Here is a 19173-nt window from a genome sequence, read left to right as displayed (position 1 = left end):
GGAGTGATTTATAGATTTGGCCCTGCGAATACGGCCCCTGTGACGCAATCCGTGTCGTTCCAGCGATGACCCGTCCGGAGTGAGGGACCCAATCCTTTATCTGCAATCCTCACGCGAGAGTAGCCATGGCTCCGACAATGAAGCAAGTGTATCTGATGGCGAGCGACGTCGAACGGTCCACGACGTTCTATGAGGAGGCACTGGGCCTGGAGTGTACCGACCGCGGCGACCGGAGCGCAGCGTTCGAGACGGGCGCGTGTACCCTGAAGATCGAGAACGAGTTCGACGAGGCGACGTTGGACGCCTTTGGATTGGCTCCACCGGGGAACTCGCGGGGCGACGGTGTCATCATCGTTCTCGAGGTCGAGGATGTGGAGGCAATCTATGAAAATGCGGTCGAAGCAGGGGTGGAACCCCTCATCAAGCCCCGGGAGGTCGACTGGGGACGGAAGCTCTTCCTCGTCCGTGATCCAGATGGGTACACCCTCGAAGTATCACAGCCGATGTAAGAATGTGAGCAGGCGTTCAGTGGGAGGCGTCCCACCAGACGACCCGCTTGTGAAGCTGCTTCAGCATCCACGGGAGCGCGATACCGAGGACCATGAGCGCCAGTACGATACTGGTGACGCCTTCCAGTTTGTAGGAGGCACTCCAGATTTTCAGGATGCCACCGATACCGGAGACCGCCACGATGATCTCCGTCACGACGAGTCCCTTGACGGCACGACCGATGCCGAGGCGGAGGCCAGCGAGGATGTACGGCACCTCGTGGGGAATGATGACTTTCTGTATCTTGAAGCGCTTCGACGCGTTGAACGATTCAGCGACTTCGAGCAAGTTGTCCGGGGCGGTCTTCGCACCTTCGAAGGTGTTGATGATGATCGGGAACACTGCGAAGATGAAGACGATGACCAGTCGGACCCGGAACCCGGTCCCGAACCAGATGATGAATGCTGGCACCAGGGCTGCGATTGGCACGACATAGAGACCGTTAACGTACGGGTCAGCGAACTCCTCAACGAACCGGTTGACACCCATAGCCAGCCCGAGTGGGATACCAACCACGACCGAAATCAAGAAACCAACCAGTATCGCCTGCAGTCCATCGTAGAACGCCTCCAGCAGGCCCTGGTCCTGAACCTGAATGATGAATGCCTCCACGATTAGCTGTGGCATCGGGAGCCGTTCGATGACGGTCTGTGCCATGATGATGTAGACGGTGAGCAGGAACGCGCCAAAGGCGACCTGAAGGCCCAGTTGATGGGATCGCTTCTCAATGTCCAGCATCAGATATCCACCTCCGGCTCCCAGTCGAGCATCCGTGACTCAGCCACCTGAAGCAGTCGGGTCAACCCGATGCTCGTCACCATCAGAATCACAACGACGGAGAGCACGCCAGCGATCTGGAACAGGTTCGCCCACGTGCGGATGATCTTCCCGAGGTTCACGAACTCGACGAGGATCTCGGCCAAGATCATCCCCTGGACTGCACGCCCAAGACCGAGACGAAGCCCGGCCGTGATGTACGGCAGGTCGTGCGGCAAGATGACGTGTCTGACGGTGAAGTACTTGCTCGCTCCGAACGAGCGCGTTGCTTCCAGGAGTCCGTCGGGCGTCGTCTTCACCCCTTCGTACGTGTCGATAGTGATCTCGAAGAAGGCGAACAGGAACACGATGAAGAGCCGTACTTCGAACGTGGGGCCGCCGATAAGGATGAATATCGGCACCATCGCTGACACCGGGGCCACGTACACCGCGTTGATGTACGGGTTCAGCATGACATCGATACGTTTGTCGAGACCCATCAGGAGGCCGATACTGACGCCAAGCACCGCAGCGAGCAGGTAGCCGACGAACATCGTCGACATGCTCTTGATGTACGCATCGACGAGCTCGTATTCGGCGTACTGTTCGACTGCTGCCTCCGCGATGAGTTCGAGCCCAGGGAAGAGGTACACCGGCTGTCCTCGCGCATAGAGTTCCCATGCGGCCAGGCCCACCAGGACTGCGAACAGTCTGACTACGATACCCCGATGTTCCACGATCCAGGCCATCCCGGGAAGTCGACTCATCGACCGGAATCGTTTTTGTACAGAATCTGAATATGACATTGTTACTCGGTGATACTCGCTGCTTCGCTGTCCAGGAACCTGTTCCCACAGGTCGGACACAGAAGTTTGACGTTACTGTTTCGAAGTTCCCCGTAGTGTGCGTGGAACGCTTCTGTGCAGTTCGGACATTCAACCCAGAACACTCTGACCATGATTACTCGATAAACTCCTCCGGTTGCATTCGTTCAAGCGCGTCCCTGGGAATATCCAGTTGCGGCGGGTACTGTTCGTTCATCGGCTTCGTCGCGTCGATTATCATCTTCGACCCGGCGACCTCGCCCTTGACGCTCGGGTCCAGCGTGTTGCCCTTCACGTTCCGAATGATATCGATATCCTCGTCCGCACGCATTCGGGTCGAAACGGCCCAGAGGACCTCGGTCTCGTCGAACGCGTCGACATCGGCATCGGTGACGATGACTTGCTTGATGAAGTCTGAACTCGCCATCGCTTGCAGTGCGGCGTGTTTGGCTTCACCCTCGGTGTCTTGGTCGACGCTCACGTAACAGCGAAAGCGCCCACAGCCGGATTCTGGCAGGTGAACCTGCTCGACGTTGGGGACGCGGCCCGCGATATCACGATAGATACCGCCTTCTTTCGGAACGGACCCGAGAATCGCAACGTCGCGATGACCGACGAACGCGTGCTGGAAGATCGCGTTCTCACGACGCGAGATGTGATGAACGTCGACCACCGGCTTCAGCCGCTGGGGGCCGTAGTACCCGGGGAACTCCCCGAACGGTGCCTCGACCTCCAGGTCGTCCGGCCGGATTTCGGCCTCGATGACGACCTCGGCGTCGGCGGGGACGAGGAACTCTTCGCCCCAGGTCTCTGACGGCGTGAGTCGAAGCGGTTCTCCCAGCATCCCCCCGATGACGTCGTACTCGTCGACCTCGAAGCCGGCGAGGGTCAACGATCCGAGGTAGTAACTGGGATGGTGTCCACAGACCACCGCCATCCGGGTCGGTTCGCCGCGTTCCTTGTTGGTCTGGAAGATGCGGTAGTTATGCCTCGGGGACATGTGAACGCCCATCTTCCTCGGCCCCTTGACCATGTTCCGGAGGAATGCGACGTTATAGACGCCCGATTCGGGGTCCTTCATCGTCGGCGTCATGTTGACGTACGGTGCAGGGTCGAGGCGATGGTGCCTGACGACCGGCAGGTACGTGAGGTCGGGGACCTCAGCCGCGCTCACTGGTGCTTGCTTCCGGGGGACCACTTCCGGCTCGAGTCGGTTCTCCTCACGCCGGGCGTATTCGAGGCTCGTCTCCATACGCCACTGGTCGCTGGACAGGTCGAGGGCCTTCGCGATTCGGCGACGGTCCGCGAAGAGGTTGCTGATGAGCTTGATGTCGGTCTCCCGTCCTTCCATGTCGGTCGGGTTCTCGAAGAGGACGGCCGGGAACCGGTCTTCGTTCTCCAGGTTCTGCAACAGCCCGGTCACGTCGAAGTCGGCCGGGTGAACCTCTCTTTCGACCCGCTCGAGTTCGGACCCATCGAGCCTCTCGAGGAAGCGACGGAGATCTTTCATCACGTCGCCTCCAGTGTCTCTTCGGATTCCTCTTCCCCGGTCAGGCCGAGATGCGCACGGAGTTCACGTTCGATGTCTTCGAAGCGGTCGTGATTCTCGACTTCGATCCGTCGCTTCCACCGAGGTCGATCGAACGGAATGTCGATATCCGCGACGACCGAACTCGGTTTGTCCCCCATCACGAGCACACGGTCCGCGAGGAAGATCGACTCGCGGATGTCGTGAGTAACGAAGACGACCGTCTTCTTCTCGCGCTCCCAGAGCTTGAGCAACTGGGTCTGCATCCGGTCCTTGGTCTGGGCGTCGAGTGCCCCGAAGGGTTCGTCCATCAGCAGGACTTCCGGGTCGACCGCGAGTGCTCGTGCGAGGCCGACGCGTTGTTGCATCCCGCCGGACAGTTCCGAAGGAAGGCTACCTTCGAAGCCATCGAGGCCAACCTTCCCGATCCACTCACGGGAGATCTCGTACCGCTCTTTCTCCTTCATCCCCCGGATTTCGAGGCCCAACGCAACATTGTCGAGGGTTGTTCGCCACGGGAACAGCTCGAAGTTCTGGAACACGACCGCCGCGTCGTCCGTCGGCTCCGTCACTTTGTTCCCGCCGATTCGTATCTCGCCGGTCGACGGCTCGACCAGCCCGTCCATCATCTTCATCAGGGTCGTCTTCCCACAGCCCGAGGGGCCGAGGACACAGACGAACTCTCGTTCCGGGATAGTGAAGCTGATATCGTCGAGTACGTGTACCGCACCGTCGCCGTCACCGTACGTCTTCGATATTTTGTCGACTTGGATGTCTTTTGGCATCGTTTGTTCCTCCGTTACATCTCCATGGTTGAATCGCTCTTTTCCGGTGCCTCCTCAGCGTCAGCCGCCTCCTCGTAGAAGATGGGCAGGCTCGGTGGCTCGTAGTCGAAGCCGAGGTCCTCCCATCGGTCGACGACCGCCTCATACATCTCCTCTCGAATCGCAGTGCGCTCCGGGAATTCGTCGATGTACCGGTACTCCTTGGTCGCGTCGATGATCAGTTTCGACCCGGTCGGACGCTCCTCGGGTGGGTTCCGCGATGGGTCGAGGGGGGTGCTCCACGTATCAGTGAGCATGTCGGTGTGTTGCTCGGCGTCCCAGCGGGTCGCCATCGCCCAGATCACCTGGTTCGTGTCGGCCGGATTGACGTCTTCGTCGACGACGACGATGAACTTGCTGTAGTACGCCCCGCCCGGACACTGCGCAGCGAGTGTCGCCGCCTGGCTAGCGTGGCCAGCATACTGCTGGTCGACGGAAACGACGGTCATTGACATACCCGACGCCCCGGCAGGGTGGGCATATACGCCTTCGATGCCGGGGATTCCGAGCGTGTCGAGGTCATTCCAGATACGTGCAGACCGCCCAACACTGTAGGTCAGGTTGATGTCACAACCGGGGTAGTCTGCCATCAGCGCGCAGGTGAGAATCGGGTCGTCTCGGTGGTGGACAGCTTCGACCGTATGTACCTCCGCGGGTTCTTCGGGTCGGCCGTAGTAGCCGGTGAACTCTCCGAACGGACCTTCCATCTTGCGTTCGTTCGGGTAGAGTTTCCCTTCGACGGCGATCTCGGCGTTCGCAGGTATCGGGAGGTCGGTAATCTCACCCTCGGTCACTTCAATCGCGCTCCCGCGGATCCCGCCAGCGATTTCCAGTTCGGATTGATCTTCGCCGAACGTCAGTTGGGAAGCCAGGTACAGTTCGGGCAACACGCCGTAGACAGCGACGACCTCCAGGGGTTCACCCTTCTCCCACGCCTTCTTCATGTGCAGGCGCAGGTCCTTCCCCGGTGAGGTGAAGAGACCGGTCTGATTCTCATTGTGAATCATCTGCCGGTAGGTTCCCATGTTGAGTTCGCCCGTCTCCGGGTTTCGCGTGATGGTCAGGTCGGCAGTCCCGATGAATCGGCCACCGTCACCCGGCCACATCTTCGGAACCGGGAACTTCCGAAGGTCGATATCCTCCCCGCGGTCCGTGTTCTCGAACACCGGGGCGGCGTCCTGGGAAACGTTGGTGGGCATCTCCTTGGCCGTCAGCTTGGACCGCGCTGATTGGATGAGTTCGTGCTCGGTGAGGTTCGGCCCGTCGTTCATCGCGATTCCCAGTCGGGTGGTGCTCGAGGAGAACATGTTGAACAACACCCGGTACCCCTCGGGATAGTCTTTCACGTTTTCGAAGAGAAGCGCCGGGGCACCCTCTTCCTTGTGTGAGACGTATGTTATCGCCGCCATTTCCTCGTCCCAGTCAACTTCACTGCCGATTCGCTTCAGTGAGTTGGCTCGCCCCACCTGGTCCAACCAACCACGGAGGTCTCGCCCAGGGCTCTCTTGTGCCATGATGTCACCCATGGTGCCATTTGTCATATACGCTTTGGTACCTTTCACGAGTAAAGTATAACTTCTGAAAAATATCCCGACAAGCATGTACCGCCTTATTCTCCTTCCGCACGCGCACCAGCTGTCTCACCTTCACCTGTACGCAGCTGGTTTGAACCCGCTCTAGAGGGCAACAGGTCCCTCCCAGATACGGTTCACTGGTAGACGGAGACCAGCATTCCGCGGTCCTGTCTGATGTGTAGTTCTAGTCTCCGTAGCACGCTTTGAGAGCTGCATAATCTATCTTGTTCGTCCCGGTCCGCGGCAGTTCAGTGACGAATTCGAACTGCCGGGGGCGCTGATACTCGGAGAGCGCAGGCAGGGTTCGACAGATGGTTTCGAGTTCGCCCTCGGTGAGCGTCTCGTCGGACGGGACGACGATCGCTTTCAGGGTCTGACCCCACTCGCGGTGCGAGACACCGATGAGTGCAACGTCCTCGATGCGAGGGTGAGATGCAATCGCTTCCCGAACCGTCTCTGGGTAGACGTTGATTCCACCGCTGACGATCATGTTGTCCTGTCGCCCGTTCAGATAGAGCAACGTCTCATCGCCGACGTGAGCCAGATCCCCCGTGAACACCCAGCCGTCCTCGTGGAACGTTTCACGGGTGCTCACTGGGTCGTTCCAGATCTCTTCGGCGACCGAGGGGCCTCGGATGAGTATCTCACCGGTCTCACCCGGTTCGACCTCATTGGCAGGGTCTCTTGTTCCCGGTTCGACCAATCGAACCTCGGTGTTGGGAACGGGATACCCGATACTATCGAGCGTTCCGTTGGTCACGTCCGCCGGAAAGAGGACCATCGAGGACGACATCGTCTCCGTCGTCCCGTACATCGTGCACACGTTCGGTGTGATGGCGTCCCGAATCGAAGCGAATAGTGCTGGCTCCAGAGGCTCGCCAGCATATCCAGCCAGTTCGACCGAAGAGAGGTCGTACGAATCGAGGTCCTCCGCGAGGATCCGCTTCCAGACAGTCGGGACAAGGACGACCGAGGTGACCGCCTCTGCGCTAATCGCAGTGAGTATCTCTGCCGGCTCCGACCGTTCGAGGTAAACAATGGATGCTCCCGCAGTGAGGACCGGGAACGTCGCGTTCGCCCAGGCGATGAACGACGGCGTGTTCGTCTTCAGCGTTCGTGTCGTCGGCCGAATCCCCTTCTTGAACATTCCGAGATGGCCGCTTTCGACGACGTTCCCGTGGGTGTGGACGACTGGCTTCGGCGTCCCGGTCGTTCCCGACGAGAAGTTGATGAACGCACTGTCGTCGCGGTCGATAGATGGGAGGGTGGCAGACGAATCGTTCGACGCCGTAACGGCGGTGAACGTGGTCGCGTACGCCGGCGGTTCACCAAGTTGGTCGAGTGCGATGTACGTCTCGACCGTCTCGCAACGCTCCCGGATGTGGGTCGCAGTCGCTTCGAGTTGTGGCTGAAACACGAGCGCACGTGGGGTGATCTTTTCGACCATCGCACGGATAGCGGCATCTGACTCCCGGAAGTGGAGCGTGGCTGGAATCGCCCCAGCACGAAGCGCACCGAGAAACGCGATCGTGTGTTCGACCGTCGAGCGATTCAACATCGCGATTCGGTCACCCTTCTCGACGCCGAGTGAGCCCAGTCCGATCGCAAACTGCCGAGTCACCTCGTCTACCTCCCGGTACGTCACAGACCGTCGGTCACCCTGCTCACCCTGTATCAGGGCCTCACGGTCCGGGTACCAGGTAGCTCCTTGTTCGAGCGAGTCGACTATCGTCAGAGCCGTCGTCATCGTGCCCGGATTCGATGGGAGCTGTTAAACCACTTTGTGTTGTGTTCACACTGCACGATGGCAGTCCTTCCTGCACACGACAGTCACCCGGGGTGCCGAATTCGACCCAGCAGCTCGAATCCAGGTTCGCACGACATATGTTGACAACCGGCACCTATAGATACGGCCGAAGAGATGGCTAGGGCAATATGACGTATGAGTACGTCCAGTTAGCCATCGAGGACAGCGTCGCGACGCTCACCCTTGACCGGCCCGAGAAACGAAACGCGATAATCCCACAGATGGCCGACGAGGTAGTCGATGCGCTCGACCGCGTCGAGGGGCAGGTTCGCGTCGTGGTCATCGAGGGCGCGGGGTCGGCGTTCTGTGCGGGGATGGACCTTGAAAAGCGGTTCCACGAGCCACGGAACGAGGGGCCGAAGGCGTTCCTCGAAGCTGGCCGCTCGACCGGGGCAATGTTCACCACGCTCTATGAGTATCGACATCCGACAGTCGCCAAAATCGAGGGCTGGACCTTCGGCGCGGGGTACTGCTTGCAAGCGGTCTGTGATTTCGCCGTGGCGACCGACGAGTCCGTGTTCGGCCTCTCGGAGATAAACTTCGGAATCATCCCTGGTGGTGGTGCGATGTGGGCCGCGGTCAATACGATGGACCGCCGAACGGCGCTTTACTACACCTCGACCGGGAAGACGTTCACTGGCGAGGAGGCCGCGAACAACGGTGCGATCACCATCTCCGTCCCGGAGACAGATTTCGAGACCGAAATCTCCGAGCTCATTTCGTCCCTCGTCGAAAAGAACCCGGTCGCGCTACAGTTCAACACCGCAGTCCTGGAACGTGTGAGGCAGATGAGTTTCGCTGAGGCTCTCGACTACGAACGGGGCAAGAGCGAGGAGATGAAATACTATCAACAGGACGAGTGGGTCGATGAGGGAATCGAACAGTTCAGGGACAGAAAGTACAAGCCAGGCCTCGAGTCCTACGAGGAGCAGTCGAAGTGAGCGGTAGGGGAACGGTGTCGTGTAGCCCTTCTGTATCGTTCAGACGGTAGTATACGCATCTCTCAGACGGTGGAGGAGGCCAACACCATCCCAGAAGACCAATGGTAATATAAGGCGAAATTTTCCCGAATCGCCCGACAGCGCCGGTTTGTGCATTATTCACAACACCCAAACTATTATAACCTCCTTAGGGGATGTACTATCATGGTCAATCGACCAAATACTGCCCAGACCACAGACGGTGGTGCGGCAACTTCGAACAGACGACGATTCCTCAAAGTCGCTGGTGTCGGCGCACTCACGGGCATAGCAGGGTGCCTCGGTGGCGGTGGAGACGATAGCAACGGTGGCTCAACCGATAGCGGTGGGAACGACAACGGTGGCGGTGGTGGTGGTGGCGGAACCACGATGTCGGACAACGACGAACCAGAACTGCCCGACACGCTTCGAATCGGGCATCCGTCACCGGCACGACCGGTGTACAACCTGCCGACGTATACGACGTTCCTCAGCCGGATGGAGGAACGTGGCGTCACTATCGAGCCCAAGACCTTCAGCGGCTTCACCGGCGTCGTCGCTGGCATGGTCAGTGGCGAAGTAGATCTCGCGTATACGACGCCGCCATCGCTGGTCAACGCGACCAGCCAGGGCTTCCCCATCAAGTCGGTGATGGAACTCTCCCAGCGGTTCTCCCAACAGGTCATCGTGCAACCAGAGATCGACGACTGGGAACAGCTCCGCGGGGAGACCCTTGTTGCACACTCGCCACAGTCCTTCTCGGCACTCGTGCTGAAGACGGCTGTCGCAACCAATCTCGGGAGTGCGGATGCCTGTGAATACCGGTACATCATCGGGACACCCAACCGGCTCGCGGCGATGGAGAGCGGCGACACGCTCGCAACGACGGTCTTCACCAGTGGTGCAGTGAGTGCAGAGAAGGATGGCATCGCCAAGATCTTCTACAACCTGAACGACGACACTGATGCGATGACCCTCGCACAGTGGACGCTTCTGGAAGACCAGATAAACGAGAAGGAGGGCATGTACCAGATCATCTTCGACGAGATGCAGAACGCGTACAACGACGTGTACAGCGGGGACTCGATGGAGCTGGCAAACGCCGCACTCAGCTCCCCGACGAACTTCCCCGGCTTCGGTGCCGAGATCTGGGCCCAGACGATCGACATCGCGAAAGAGGACAAGATGTTCCCACAGGACAAGTCGAGTCAGCTCACGGAGGCCAAGATCGACACGGGGCTCCAGCTCTCACTTGACACTGGGCTCATCGAAGAGAAACCAGATACCGATTCGCTCGTCGACCGGCGTTTCCTCTCTAACTGAACAGTTCTCGCTCTTCATTCCGGTGGCCGTTCACTTTCGAACTTTCTAACACACCCTAAGGGTGTTGTTTGCTGGATGGCGATGTGTCGCTGCTACTCACGTCTGTTAGTCAACGGTCCTGATTCTCACCCCCACTGCCTGTCGCGGTAGTTATAAGACCTGCCCAGTGGCATCTGCTACGTATGATACTCTCCGAACGAGGTGTGTCTGTATTCGCCGCGCTCGACCTGGCGAAGGCCATGACGCAAAGACGTCCGGACGACTTTGAGGTCGTGCTGAACGATGAGTAGACGAGGCGCAGTCGGGGACGGTGAGGTCGACGGACGTGCACCGGTCGTTGTCTCGTTGTGGCTTCTCACGACGCTCGGGTACGCCTACATCATCGTCCCGACGAGCGTGTTCCCACTGATACAGGAGTCGATGACCATCAGTCCGCTCGCGGCGAGCGCACTGATCAGCGCCACGCTCGCCGCACAGGTCATCGCGAACGTCCCTGTCGGCGTCCTTCTCGACCGGTTACACAACCTTCGGCTCCTCGGATGGGCGACGGTGGGCCTGCTCGTCGTCGCAGTCTGGGGCTGGCACGCCGGTACCACCGGGAGCTACTGGTCCCTGCTCAGTTCCCGAGCCGCTGGCGGGGTCGTCACCATCGTGTTGTGGACTGCCGGAGTGACGATCACGAGCGGACTGTACGGTGTGGGCAGCCGGGCGACCGCCGTCGGGTTCTTCACGACCAGCGCGCCGGCCGGGTTCGCACTCGGCCAGTTCACGGGGCCAGTCCTCTCCGAATCGGTCGGTTGGGCGGGAACCTTCGTGGTGTACGGAGTTGCCTCTGTCCTCGTATTCGGACTGTTGCTGCTCGCGGCGTCCTGGTGTCCATCGCCGACAACCCCGCAGACTGAGACGCCGACCACCGAACAGTTCCGTGCTGCCCTCGTCGACAGGCAGGTGTGGCAGGTCGCTGTCCTCGGATTCATCTCGTTCTCGGCGTTTCTCGTCCTCACGAACTGGATGCCCAGTTACCTCATCGACGAGTTCGGCTACTCACTGGTGAACAGTGGTGCGTTCGTCGCCCTCTTCCCTGCAACCGGAATCGTGTCTCGCTGGGGTGGCGGCATCCTCTCGGACACGTGGTTCGGGGGACGTCGCCGACCAATCGTCATCTGGTCTTTCGTCATCGCGACTCCGGCGTTCCTCCTGCTCTCGGTCGTCGTACACCCTGTCTTGCTCATCCTCACGTTGTGTGTCGCGGGCCTCGCGATACAGCTCAGCATCGGCATTCTGTTCGCGTACGCCAGAGAGATCGTCGAACCCTCTGTCTCAGCCACGGCCGTCTCCGTTACGAGTGCAGTCGCGGTACTCGGCGCGACCGTCGGGCCAATACTCACGGGAGCCCTGTTCACGTACACCGGCTCGTATATGAGCATCTTCGTCTATACGATCGTCCTCTCATCCATCGGTATCGTGTTCGCGTGGTCGGCACCCGAGCCCAGGGAACGTGTACATGCCGGGACCGAGGCTCCGAGCGACTGAATGAACCGGTACGGAGCAACAATTATACTACTGCTGTTCGATAGCAAGTGTATGGTGATTCTAGCCGCTGTCGACGGTAAGGAAGAATCTCGGACCGTCGTAGAAACGGGCGCTGACCTCGCCGATGCGTTCGACGAAGAACTGGTCGTCCTGCACGTGATGTCGGACAAACAATACGAGTCTGTTCGCGACCGTCTTTCGAGCGAGGATTCCGTCACGTACCCACTCGAAACGAAATCCCAGATCTCCGTCCCGGCGTCACCAAGCAATAGTACGGAGGGGTATCCCATCGATTCCGCTGCGAATGACGCTGCCTCGGTCGCTCGCCACGTGATAGACGAAACGATCGACTCGGACCGGGGAACCAACGTGACGACCAGAGGTCGAGTCGGTGAAGCCACGCAGGAGATCGCCCAGGAACTCGAACGGCTCGATGCTCGGTACCTCGTGATCGGCGGCCGGAAGCGCTCGCCCGTAGGGAAGGCCCTGTTCGGTAGCACGACGCAATCGATACTCCTGAACACGAACCGGCCCGTCATGACTTGTATGCACGAATAGCCCGCGACATCGACCTCTAAATGGAACTTCCAGGTGATGAATTCGAGTGCATGCACTGTGGCGAAACCCACATCGTTCAAGAAGACGACGACGGGTTTCGGCCCGGGTTAGGCTTCCGGAAACTGTACGTCGAGTGCCCGGCAGTCGGTGGCGACGTCGTTTGGGCACTGACTGTCGACGAGTGACGCCGGTAGCACCCTAACGGAGTGTTAGTACGAAGTTTCGGTGAGCCTGTTCAGGACCTGTCGACTTGAACGCGCTCTTCGACGACGAAGAAGACCGTCTCGTCCGTCTCAGTGAACTCCGCAGCATCCTGCTGAACCTTGCCGAACGTCTCGGAGTCGAGCGCTGCGAACAGGGCTTCCTGCGTTTCGAAGACGAGCTCCGCAACGCCGTCGTGTGGTGCCTTCTCTGGGTCTGCAACCGGACAGATGGCGTATCTCTGGAGATTCGGTAGTTCCGCCGCGAGCGGCGCGTGCTCCGTCTCCCAGTAGTCGATGAACTCGTCGAACGAGTATCCGTCTGCACGGCTGAGCTGGATGATTGCCTTGTACATCGTAGCTTCGAGTTTGGCGAACGGTTTCTTAAACATTGGCATCAGCACACACACGAAGACCCATGTCGCCCACCTGCCTCAGGTCGTCAGCGTCACGATAACCCCACCAGCAACGATTATCATCGAAGCGCCGACGAGGCGTCCCGTGACACGTTCGATTCGCGGCAGGAACGCGACCGAGAGGAGTGCGACAACCAGCGGGCTCATCTGCACTATCGGGACGACGAAGACCACGGGGGAGACGGCCAGTGCTGCGTAGTATGCGAAGAGGAAACAGGTGTTCGTCACCCCGGCTAAGAATATCCACTGTTGGGTCCTCGCCTCGAGCTCGGTGAACGAGAAGGAAGGGACGGCTCCCTTCCAACGGAGGTAGATGAACATCCCAGCCGTCGCTGTCGTGACCTTCACAACGAGACCGACCAGCACTGGCGTACCCTCAGCGAATCCCAGCTTGGCGAACGTGGGCTCGATGCCGAAGAAGAAGGCGGCCCCGAGCGGTACGAGCAACATGACCGGTGGAACCGCCTGGAGGCCCTTGCGTTCGTTGACGATCTCGCGAGAGACGACGGCCAGGCCGAGGATGATGAGCAAGATTCCGAAGAGATTCTGGGCGGTCAGGGATTCCCCCAGGACGAGTGCAGCGATGATGGCAGCGTGCAGTGGTTGCGTAGCCTTCACCGGTTCCGTCCTGCTTGCGCCGATTCCTTCGATGCTCCTGTAGAACAGGACCCGGCCGAACAGCGTACCGGTGGCACCAGCGGCCGCAAACGCGAGAAATGCCCGCAGCGTCAGCCCGTAGTCCGGATAGTAGTAGATGGCGGTCACGGGAATCAAGAGCAGGACGTTGATGCCGAACGTGTACATCGCGACGTCCGTCGACTTCCCCTCCTGTGTGCCGAGTCTGACTAAAATAGAGGTCGTGCCGAGCGCTAGCGCAGCCAGCAAAGCGAGCAGGAGTCCGTCCAGATCAACCATGGACCCACCATATCGACGGCCCGGTCGGTGAGTCAGCGTATCGGGTCAGTGGACCGGTTGCCGACGCTGCACATCGGTCGGACGACTCCTCCTGTATCCTGCGTTTGTGTGGGTTCATTCTGACTGTGGTTTCGATGGCTGCCCGGGGTGCAGTCCGCCCACCGCCGTCACTGGCGTGCGCATGGCCCGTTCCGTGGAGTAGCTGACCGTCACAGGTATTGCCCTGTGTTCAACCAACCAGATGGTCGGTCTCACTATAAATCGATGGTATGCGACGACGACGGGGCAGCCGGGCACGCTCCCTGTGGGTTCGGTTTCAATGAGGCGGTGCGTGCGTACCCCACGAGATTCCTGGCAGTTGGAACTGACCATCGGCCCCTCGATTCTTATGTAGAAGTTCTTGAACTCCCGTTTTGGAATTTAAAAAGTAATGATAACTGTCGGTAGCTATATGTAATCTAAGCTGAAAAGTGGGCCTGTATGTCCGTCATAGACTCAGAGCGATTTCCGCTCACTGACGAGATGCGAGAGGCGTTCGTGGTGGACGTTGACTTCCACTTTCGAGCTCCAATCGAGAAATTGCTACCCTACATCCGACACGACGCAATCAAGCGGAACCTCAAAATAACTGGATTACCGCCGACAACGTCGTACTGGTATCCGGGCTACTCGACGCCCGTGGGAGAGGGTGGCCTCGAAGCACACGGAAAAGTCGAGACGGGCGAGGACGTCGTCGAAGTCATGGACGCGATGGGGATCGACATGCCCATCCTGACACCAGGCTATAACAAGCTTCCCGACTCCCAATATCCGATGATGAAGACCGAAATCGCGATGGCGTACAACGATTACGTCATCGAGAAGGTCCTCCCAGTCCACGAGAACATCAAGGCCGTCGCCTTGCTGCCCCAGTGGGACCCGGAGCGGGCAGCCGAAGAGGTTCGCCGGGTCGGTGACGAGGACGACATCGTTGGAATGTACGGCTTCTTCGGCCACTACGACCTCCTCGGGAACCAGGAGTACGACCAGGTGTTCGAGGAACTCGTCAAACGTGACCTTCCCCTCGCGCTCCACGGCGGCGGGACAGCCAATTGGAACCAGAAGGACCCGATCGGGCAGTCGCTCCGAACGTGGTCCTGCGCCTACGGTCTGGTCCATCCGGTCCGGGCGATGATGAATACAGGCAACATGATTATGACGGGTGTCTTCGACAAGTTCCCCGACCTGAACATCGCCATGATCGAAGGCGGCGTTAACTGGGTACCGTTCCTGTCGAACCGACTGGACGAGATGTACCAGGACCATCCAGAAGATATTCAGATGGTCGAACGGATGTACGACGAAGGCTGGACGTACCTGGACAAGCTGCCCAGTGAGTACGTCGAAGCGAACTTTACGTTCTCCAGCCAGCCGATGATGATTCCGAAGAACACCCGGCACTTCAAGGCGCAACTGGAGATGATAAACGCCAAGAAGTCGCTCATGTTCGCGACGGACTTCCCCCACTACACGACGGAGCTCCACAACTGGACGTTCGAGTCCAGCGTCATCGACGAGGAACTCCGGACGCAGATTCTATCGAAGAACGCGGAGCGTGTCTTTAGAATATGACGAAACACCACGTGGCCACGGCTGACGAGATTCCCCCTGGTAAAGGCCAGTCGTTCGAAGTCGACGGGTTGCCGATCGCCGTCTTCAACGTCGATGGCGAGTACTACGGGATTTCGAATCGGTGTGTGCACAAAGGCGGTCCCCTCGGAAAGGGGGTCCTCCATTCCGACCTTCCATCCATCGACCCCGAACGAAATTCGGTCCACTGTCCGTGGCACTTCTGGGAGTTCGACCTCGAAACGGGCCGAAGCATCGTCGACAAAAGCACCGGCCTTCGGACATTCGACGTGACCGTCGACGACGGGAAGATTACCGTCGAAATCTAGAGGCGCAGCGCTGAACCCGACCCCGTAAAGGTCGAGTCACGGAGCCTGTTGACAGCCGCTCGTGGCGTCAGAGAGAGGAGGGTGAAGATCAGGTGCCAGTACCTGGTACTGTCCTGCTAGCGGGCCCGACCAATTTGATGTGCTAACAACCGACAAACTATAAGAGAGTCCACGGAGTGCTCCATCTATGGAGATTCCCGAGGAGCCAGCGGCAGATATCGATGAGGCGGCCGTGGTGAGTGCTGCCGAGAGGATGCTACGGGCGTGGCGACGACACGGTGTCGAGTACGTGTTCTCCAACCTCGGCACCGACCACGCCCCTCTCCTGGAAGCGATGGCTCGACTCCGAAACCAGGGGGACGCTGATGCAATGCCCGAAGTGGTCGTATGCCCGCACGAGTTCGTCGCGATGAGCGCTGCGCACGGCTACGCCGCCGTCTCGGGTGACCCACAGGTCGTCCTTGTACACGTAGACGTGGGGACACAGAACCTCGGCGCTGCGATCCACAACGCGCACCGGGCGAAGGTGCCGGTTTTTGTCGCATGCGGGCTGGCCCCCGTCTCGGAGGACCGGTATCTCGGGGCGCGAAACCACTTCGTCCATTATCACCAGAACGTGTTCGACCAGACCGGCATCGTCCGCGAATACTGTCGCTGGACAGAAGAGTACCGACCGCCAGCCGACCCCGCAGAGCAGGTGGTTCGTGGCCTGGAACGAGCACAGGACACACCACAGGGACCGGTGTATCTGACCGCAACACGAGAGGCACTCGAGGCCCGGTTCCGCCCGGACGAACTCGGCTCGGAACGCGAGGTTACCATTCCTGCTCCACCAGGACCCAGCGACGAGTCACTCGCGACCCTGACGGAGGTGGTCGATGCGGCGGACGCACCGGTCGTCATCACGGGTGGGAGCTGCGACCCTGATGCACTCACCGCGTTCGCAGAGCGCACCGGGGCAGGTATCGTCGAACACGCATCGACCCGCGTCGGGTTCCCCCGAGACCATCCGAACCACCTGGGCTTCGATCCGAGCGCCGTCTTCGAGACGACCGACCTGCTCTTGCTTGCTGGTGTCGACATCCCGTGGATTCCGAAACATGGCGAACCCGCGGACGATACTCTCGTCGTGCAGGTCGACACCGAACCGACGAAGCGGACGTTCCCGGTATGGAACTTCCGAGTCGATTACCGGGTCGCGGCCGACCCGTCACTTACGTTCGCTCGTCTGGCCGAGACGGCAGCGGGCGGTCCCGAATTGTCCGAACAGTTCGTACAGTTCACCGAAGAACGACAGCGGCAGCAGGCTGCAATCCTCAAATCCCACCGGGACGCTACCGCGTTGACACCGGAGGTGGCAACTGACGTCCTGAACTCGGCCCTCGACGAGTCGACCATCGTCGTCGAAGACGCAGTCACCTCGATGGGCGCGATTCGAAACTACCTTTCAGTCCGGCCTGGGGTCGGCCATCTCTCCAAGGGTGGGGCGGGACTCGGCTGGGCCGGCGGTGCCGCCGTTGGCGCAAAGCTAGCCAGCCCCGACTCGCGAGTACTCTCTATCGTCGGGGATGGTTCCTACCTGTTCACACACCCGGCTGTCTCCGCCTGGCTCTCTGCCGCCGCAGATGCGCCGACGTTGACGGTGATCTACAACAACGGCGGCTGGAACGCGGTCGAGAAAGCGACGCTCAGCCAGTATCCGGACGGCGTCGTCGGGACCGAGGGACTCGACGAACGGACTTTCGACCCCGCGCCGAACCTCACCGCGGCTGCCAAAACTGTCGAGTCTTACACGAACACCGTGGCGACGGAAACCGAACTTCGCGATGCGCTTGGAGCCGCCATCGAGGCCGTCGACGGCGGGATTCCGGCAGTACTCGACATCCGGCTCGACTCAGCTAGCCATCATTCGTAGCTTATCGTCGCGTTCTTGACTTGCGTGAAGTTGTGGATGGCTTGTTTTCCTTTCGTTCGGCCGATACCGCTCTCCTTGTAGCCCCCGAACGGTGTCTGGGGAGCCAGAATCGGGAATTCGTTGACCACGACGACGCCGGCTTCCATCGCGTCGATGAGCCGGTGGACCCGACCGACATCGTCGGTCCAGATCGACGCATACAGCCCATAGTCTGTATCATTTGCGCGTCGAATGACTTCGGCCTCGGTGTCGAACTGGTGGAGGGTCTTCACTGGGCCAAACAGTTCGTCACAAACTATCGGTGCGGTATCTTCGACGTTGTCCAACAGGGTTGGTGCGTAGAAGTTACCCCGTTCGCGTGGTGTCTCACCACCTGCGAGGAGACGAGCACCATTCTCGACTGCCTCCGTTACGTACGTGTCGAGGCGATCTACGGACGCTCTGGAGATGACCGGGCCGATGTCGGGCTCTTCCTGCCATGGACCGATTTCGAGGGCTTCGATCGCCTCGACGAAAGCGGCGGTGAATACATCGTATACGTCTCTGTGGACGAAAAAGCGGGAGATGGTGAAACAGATTTGGCCCGCGTTGTCGTAGGAAGCGATGGTGTCTTCGACGACGTCGTCGATGTCCGCGTCCGGGAACACGAGACAGGGGGTGTTTCCACCGAGTTCGAGGTCGACCGGTGTCAGCGTTTCCGCCGCAGTTTTCATGACCTGTTTGCCAGCCGAGCGCGACCCCGTGAAACTGATGCCACGAACGGTCTCACTCTCCGTGATGGCCTTGCCGGCGGCGGCATCGGAATCAGGTACGACATTGAGTGCGCCGGCGGGAAGCCCCGCTTTCGTCGCGATCTCAGCAATGTGCATCACGGTGAGTGGAGCCTCCAGTGACGGTTTCGCCACGACCGTGTTTCCACAGGCGAGCGCAGGCGCGAAACTCCGGCAGGCGAGGACGGTCGGCGAGTTCCACGGAACGATATGGCCTGTGACCCCGAGTGGTTCACGGATGGTGAAACTGTGGCGTTTGCCGTCGATCGGAATCGTCTCCCCTTCGATCTTGTCGGCCAGACCGGCGAAGTAGTCGAAGAACCCGATGCCACCCGTGATTCGGCCCCGGGATTGGGCTATCGGTCGGCCAGTCTCCATCGATTCGATCTGTGCGAGTTCCCCGTGATGGTCACGAAGTTCATCCGCGATGGCAGACAATACCCGACCACGCTGGGCTGGATCGACTGCGCTCCACTCCTCGAATGCGTTCCCAGCTGATTGGATGGCGAGTTCGGCATCTGACGCCGTTGCGTCTGCCACGCTCACCAGCGGTTGGTTCGTTGCTGGGTCCAGTACGTCGAACTGGTTGTCTCGTGGCTGCCACTCACCATCGATGTACAGCCCGTACTCGTCTCTGATTGGCATGGTACCTGTTGACTGGCGCTCTACTTCATTATTCGTATCACCTGTCTCTTCGTATCCCCTGTCTCGAATGGGCCCAACAGCCAACAGATACACCACACGAACAGAATAGTCAATTAAACTTGAATTCTTCCATAAGTTGC

The 19173-nt window shown here is 59.6% G+C and carries 17 protein-coding genes; 8 read left to right on the top strand and 9 right to left on the bottom strand.

The features are described 5' to 3' along the window. The first annotated feature begins 125 nt into the window (after positions 1–125). Positions 126–509: a VOC family protein gene (locus tag ACSC1S_RS01535; RefSeq protein ID WP_435317039.1), complete on the top strand. Its 384-nt coding sequence runs from the start codon at positions 126–128 to the stop codon at positions 507–509. A gap of 16 nt (positions 510–525) precedes the next feature. Here the strand turns inward: ACSC1S_RS01535 and ACSC1S_RS01530 are convergent, their stop codons facing one another. From ACSC1S_RS01530 to ACSC1S_RS01505, 6 genes are all read right to left on the bottom strand, one after another. Then, complete coding sequence (locus ACSC1S_RS01530) at positions 526–1287, bottom strand: ABC transporter permease (RefSeq protein ID WP_435362861.1); 762 nt, start codon at positions 1285–1287, stop codon at positions 526–528. Then, complete coding sequence (locus ACSC1S_RS01525; protein WP_435362860.1) at positions 1287–2072, bottom strand: ABC transporter permease; 786 nt, start codon at positions 2070–2072, stop codon at positions 1287–1289. Before ACSC1S_RS01525 ends, ACSC1S_RS01530 begins: the two co-directional genes overlap by 1 nt. A gap of 193 nt (positions 2073–2265) precedes the next feature. Beyond that, positions 2266–3639, bottom strand: coding sequence for a UbiD family decarboxylase (locus tag ACSC1S_RS01520; protein WP_435362859.1), 1374 nt, complete (start codon positions 3637–3639; stop codon positions 2266–2268). Next, a complete protein-coding gene (locus tag ACSC1S_RS01515) occupies positions 3639–4442 on the bottom strand; it encodes an ABC transporter ATP-binding protein (protein WP_435317035.1) in 804 nt (267 codons plus the stop codon). Before ACSC1S_RS01515 ends, ACSC1S_RS01520 begins: the two co-directional genes overlap by 1 nt. Before the next feature lie 14 nt (positions 4443–4456). Next, on the bottom strand, positions 4457–5995 hold the full coding sequence (locus tag ACSC1S_RS01510; RefSeq protein ID WP_435362858.1) for a UbiD family decarboxylase: 1539 nt from the start codon (positions 5993–5995) through the stop codon (positions 4457–4459). A gap of 244 nt (positions 5996–6239) precedes the next feature. Beyond that, positions 6240–7802: a class I adenylate-forming enzyme family protein gene (locus ACSC1S_RS01505; RefSeq protein ID WP_435362857.1), complete on the bottom strand. Its 1563-nt coding sequence runs from the start codon at positions 7800–7802 to the stop codon at positions 6240–6242. 188 nt (positions 7803–7990) lie between these two features. Here ACSC1S_RS01505 and ACSC1S_RS01500 point away from each other — a divergent pair, with 188 nt between their 5' ends. The 4 genes from ACSC1S_RS01500 (at position 7991) to ACSC1S_RS01485 (ending at position 12235) form a co-directional block, all read left to right on the top strand. Continuing rightward, complete coding sequence (locus tag ACSC1S_RS01500; protein ID WP_435362856.1) at positions 7991–8803, top strand: p-hydroxycinnamoyl CoA hydratase/lyase; 813 nt, start codon at positions 7991–7993, stop codon at positions 8801–8803. A gap of 408 nt (positions 8804–9211) precedes the next feature. After that, the gene (locus tag ACSC1S_RS01495; RefSeq protein ID WP_435362855.1) at positions 9212–10144 is read left to right on the top strand and encodes an ABC transporter substrate-binding protein; all 933 of its coding nucleotides are present in this window, start codon (positions 9212–9214) and stop codon (positions 10142–10144) included. Between the two features lie 282 nt (positions 10145–10426). Then, on the top strand, positions 10427–11677 hold the full coding sequence (locus tag ACSC1S_RS01490) for an MFS transporter (RefSeq protein ID WP_435362854.1): 1251 nt from the start codon (positions 10427–10429) through the stop codon (positions 11675–11677). A gap of 51 nt (positions 11678–11728) precedes the next feature. Then, positions 11729–12235 carry a universal stress protein gene (locus tag ACSC1S_RS01485; RefSeq protein WP_435362853.1) on the top strand — a complete coding sequence of 169 codons (507 nt, stop codon included), beginning with the start codon at positions 11729–11731 and terminating at the stop codon, positions 12233–12235. 235 nt (positions 12236–12470) lie between these two features. On the opposite strand, the gene ACSC1S_RS01480 is transcribed toward ACSC1S_RS01485, so the two are convergent. Both ACSC1S_RS01480 and ACSC1S_RS01475 read right to left on the bottom strand, forming a co-directional pair. Then, entirely contained in the window at positions 12471–12791 is a 321-nt protein-coding gene (locus tag ACSC1S_RS01480; protein ID WP_435362852.1) for an EthD family reductase, read from the bottom strand. Positions 12792–12869: 78 nt separating this feature from the next. Next, a complete protein-coding gene (locus tag ACSC1S_RS01475) occupies positions 12870–13766 on the bottom strand; it encodes a DMT family transporter (RefSeq protein ID WP_435362851.1) in 897 nt (298 codons plus the stop codon). A 480-nt stretch (positions 13767–14246) separates the two neighbouring features. Between ACSC1S_RS01475 and ACSC1S_RS01470 the strand changes: the two genes are divergently transcribed. The 3 genes from ACSC1S_RS01470 (at position 14247) to ACSC1S_RS01460 (ending at position 17618) form a co-directional block, all read left to right on the top strand. Then, positions 14247–15377, top strand: a complete 1131-nt coding sequence (locus ACSC1S_RS01470) for an amidohydrolase family protein (protein WP_435362850.1) — start codon at positions 14247–14249, stop codon at positions 15375–15377. Further along, positions 15374–15703 carry a Rieske (2Fe-2S) protein gene (locus tag ACSC1S_RS01465; RefSeq protein ID WP_435317025.1) on the top strand — a complete coding sequence of 110 codons (330 nt, stop codon included), beginning with the start codon at positions 15374–15376 and terminating at the stop codon, positions 15701–15703. The genes ACSC1S_RS01470 and ACSC1S_RS01465 overlap by 4 nt, the downstream gene beginning before the upstream one ends. Positions 15704–15890: 187 nt before the next feature. Continuing rightward, positions 15891–17618: a thiamine pyrophosphate-requiring protein gene (locus ACSC1S_RS01460; protein WP_435362849.1), complete on the top strand. Its 1728-nt coding sequence runs from the start codon at positions 15891–15893 to the stop codon at positions 17616–17618. Here ACSC1S_RS01460 and ACSC1S_RS01455 read toward each other — a convergent pair. Next, positions 17609–19129: an aldehyde dehydrogenase family protein gene (locus ACSC1S_RS01455; RefSeq protein ID WP_435362848.1), complete on the bottom strand. Its 1521-nt coding sequence runs from the start codon at positions 19127–19129 to the stop codon at positions 17609–17611. The two genes, ACSC1S_RS01460 and ACSC1S_RS01455, sit on opposite strands and share 10 nt — an antisense overlap. Positions 19130–19173 lie beyond the last annotated feature (44 nt).

Source organism: Haloarchaeobius pelagicus (genome assembly GCF_051207375.1).
Classification (GTDB): domain Archaea; phylum Halobacteriota; class Halobacteria; order Halobacteriales; family Natrialbaceae; genus Haloarchaeobius.
The sequence above is the reverse complement of the archived record's forward strand: the minus strand, read 5'-3'. Positions and strand labels throughout refer to the sequence as shown.

Coding starts and splice junctions, on each gene's coding strand:
- ACSC1S_RS01490 (WP_435362854.1), top strand. CDS start 10,427: ATGAGTAGACGAGGCGCAGTCGGGGACGGTGAGGTCGACGGACGTGCA.
- ACSC1S_RS01465 (WP_435317025.1), top strand. CDS start 15,374: ATGACGAAACACCACGTGGCCACGGCTGACGAGATTCCCCCTGGTAAA.
- ACSC1S_RS01535 (WP_435317039.1), top strand. CDS start 126: ATGGCTCCGACAATGAAGCAAGTGTATCTGATGGCGAGCGACGTCGAA.
- ACSC1S_RS01515 (WP_435317035.1), bottom strand. CDS start 4,442: ATGCCAAAAGACATCCAAGTCGACAAAATATCGAAGACGTACGGTGAC.
- ACSC1S_RS01485 (WP_435362853.1), top strand. CDS start 11,729: ATGGTGATTCTAGCCGCTGTCGACGGTAAGGAAGAATCTCGGACCGTC.
- ACSC1S_RS01470 (WP_435362850.1), top strand. CDS start 14,247: ATGTCCGTCATAGACTCAGAGCGATTTCCGCTCACTGACGAGATGCGA.
- ACSC1S_RS01530 (WP_435362861.1), bottom strand. CDS start 1,287: ATGCTGGACATTGAGAAGCGATCCCATCAACTGGGCCTTCAGGTCGCC.
- ACSC1S_RS01505 (WP_435362857.1), bottom strand. CDS start 7,802: ATGACGACGGCTCTGACGATAGTCGACTCGCTCGAACAAGGAGCTACC.
- ACSC1S_RS01500 (WP_435362856.1), top strand. CDS start 7,991: ATGACGTATGAGTACGTCCAGTTAGCCATCGAGGACAGCGTCGCGACG.
- ACSC1S_RS01520 (WP_435362859.1), bottom strand. CDS start 3,639: ATGAAAGATCTCCGTCGCTTCCTCGAGAGGCTCGATGGGTCCGAACTC.
- ACSC1S_RS01480 (WP_435362852.1), bottom strand. CDS start 12,791: ATGTACAAGGCAATCATCCAGCTCAGCCGTGCAGACGGATACTCGTTC.
- ACSC1S_RS01495 (WP_435362855.1), top strand. CDS start 9,212: ATGTCGGACAACGACGAACCAGAACTGCCCGACACGCTTCGAATCGGG.
- ACSC1S_RS01525 (WP_435362860.1), bottom strand. CDS start 2,072: ATGAGTCGACTTCCCGGGATGGCCTGGATCGTGGAACATCGGGGTATC.
- ACSC1S_RS01460 (WP_435362849.1), top strand. CDS start 15,891: ATGGAGATTCCCGAGGAGCCAGCGGCAGATATCGATGAGGCGGCCGTG.
- ACSC1S_RS01475 (WP_435362851.1), bottom strand. CDS start 13,766: ATGGTTGATCTGGACGGACTCCTGCTCGCTTTGCTGGCTGCGCTAGCG.
- ACSC1S_RS01510 (WP_435362858.1), bottom strand. CDS start 5,995: ATGGCACAAGAGAGCCCTGGGCGAGACCTCCGTGGTTGGTTGGACCAG.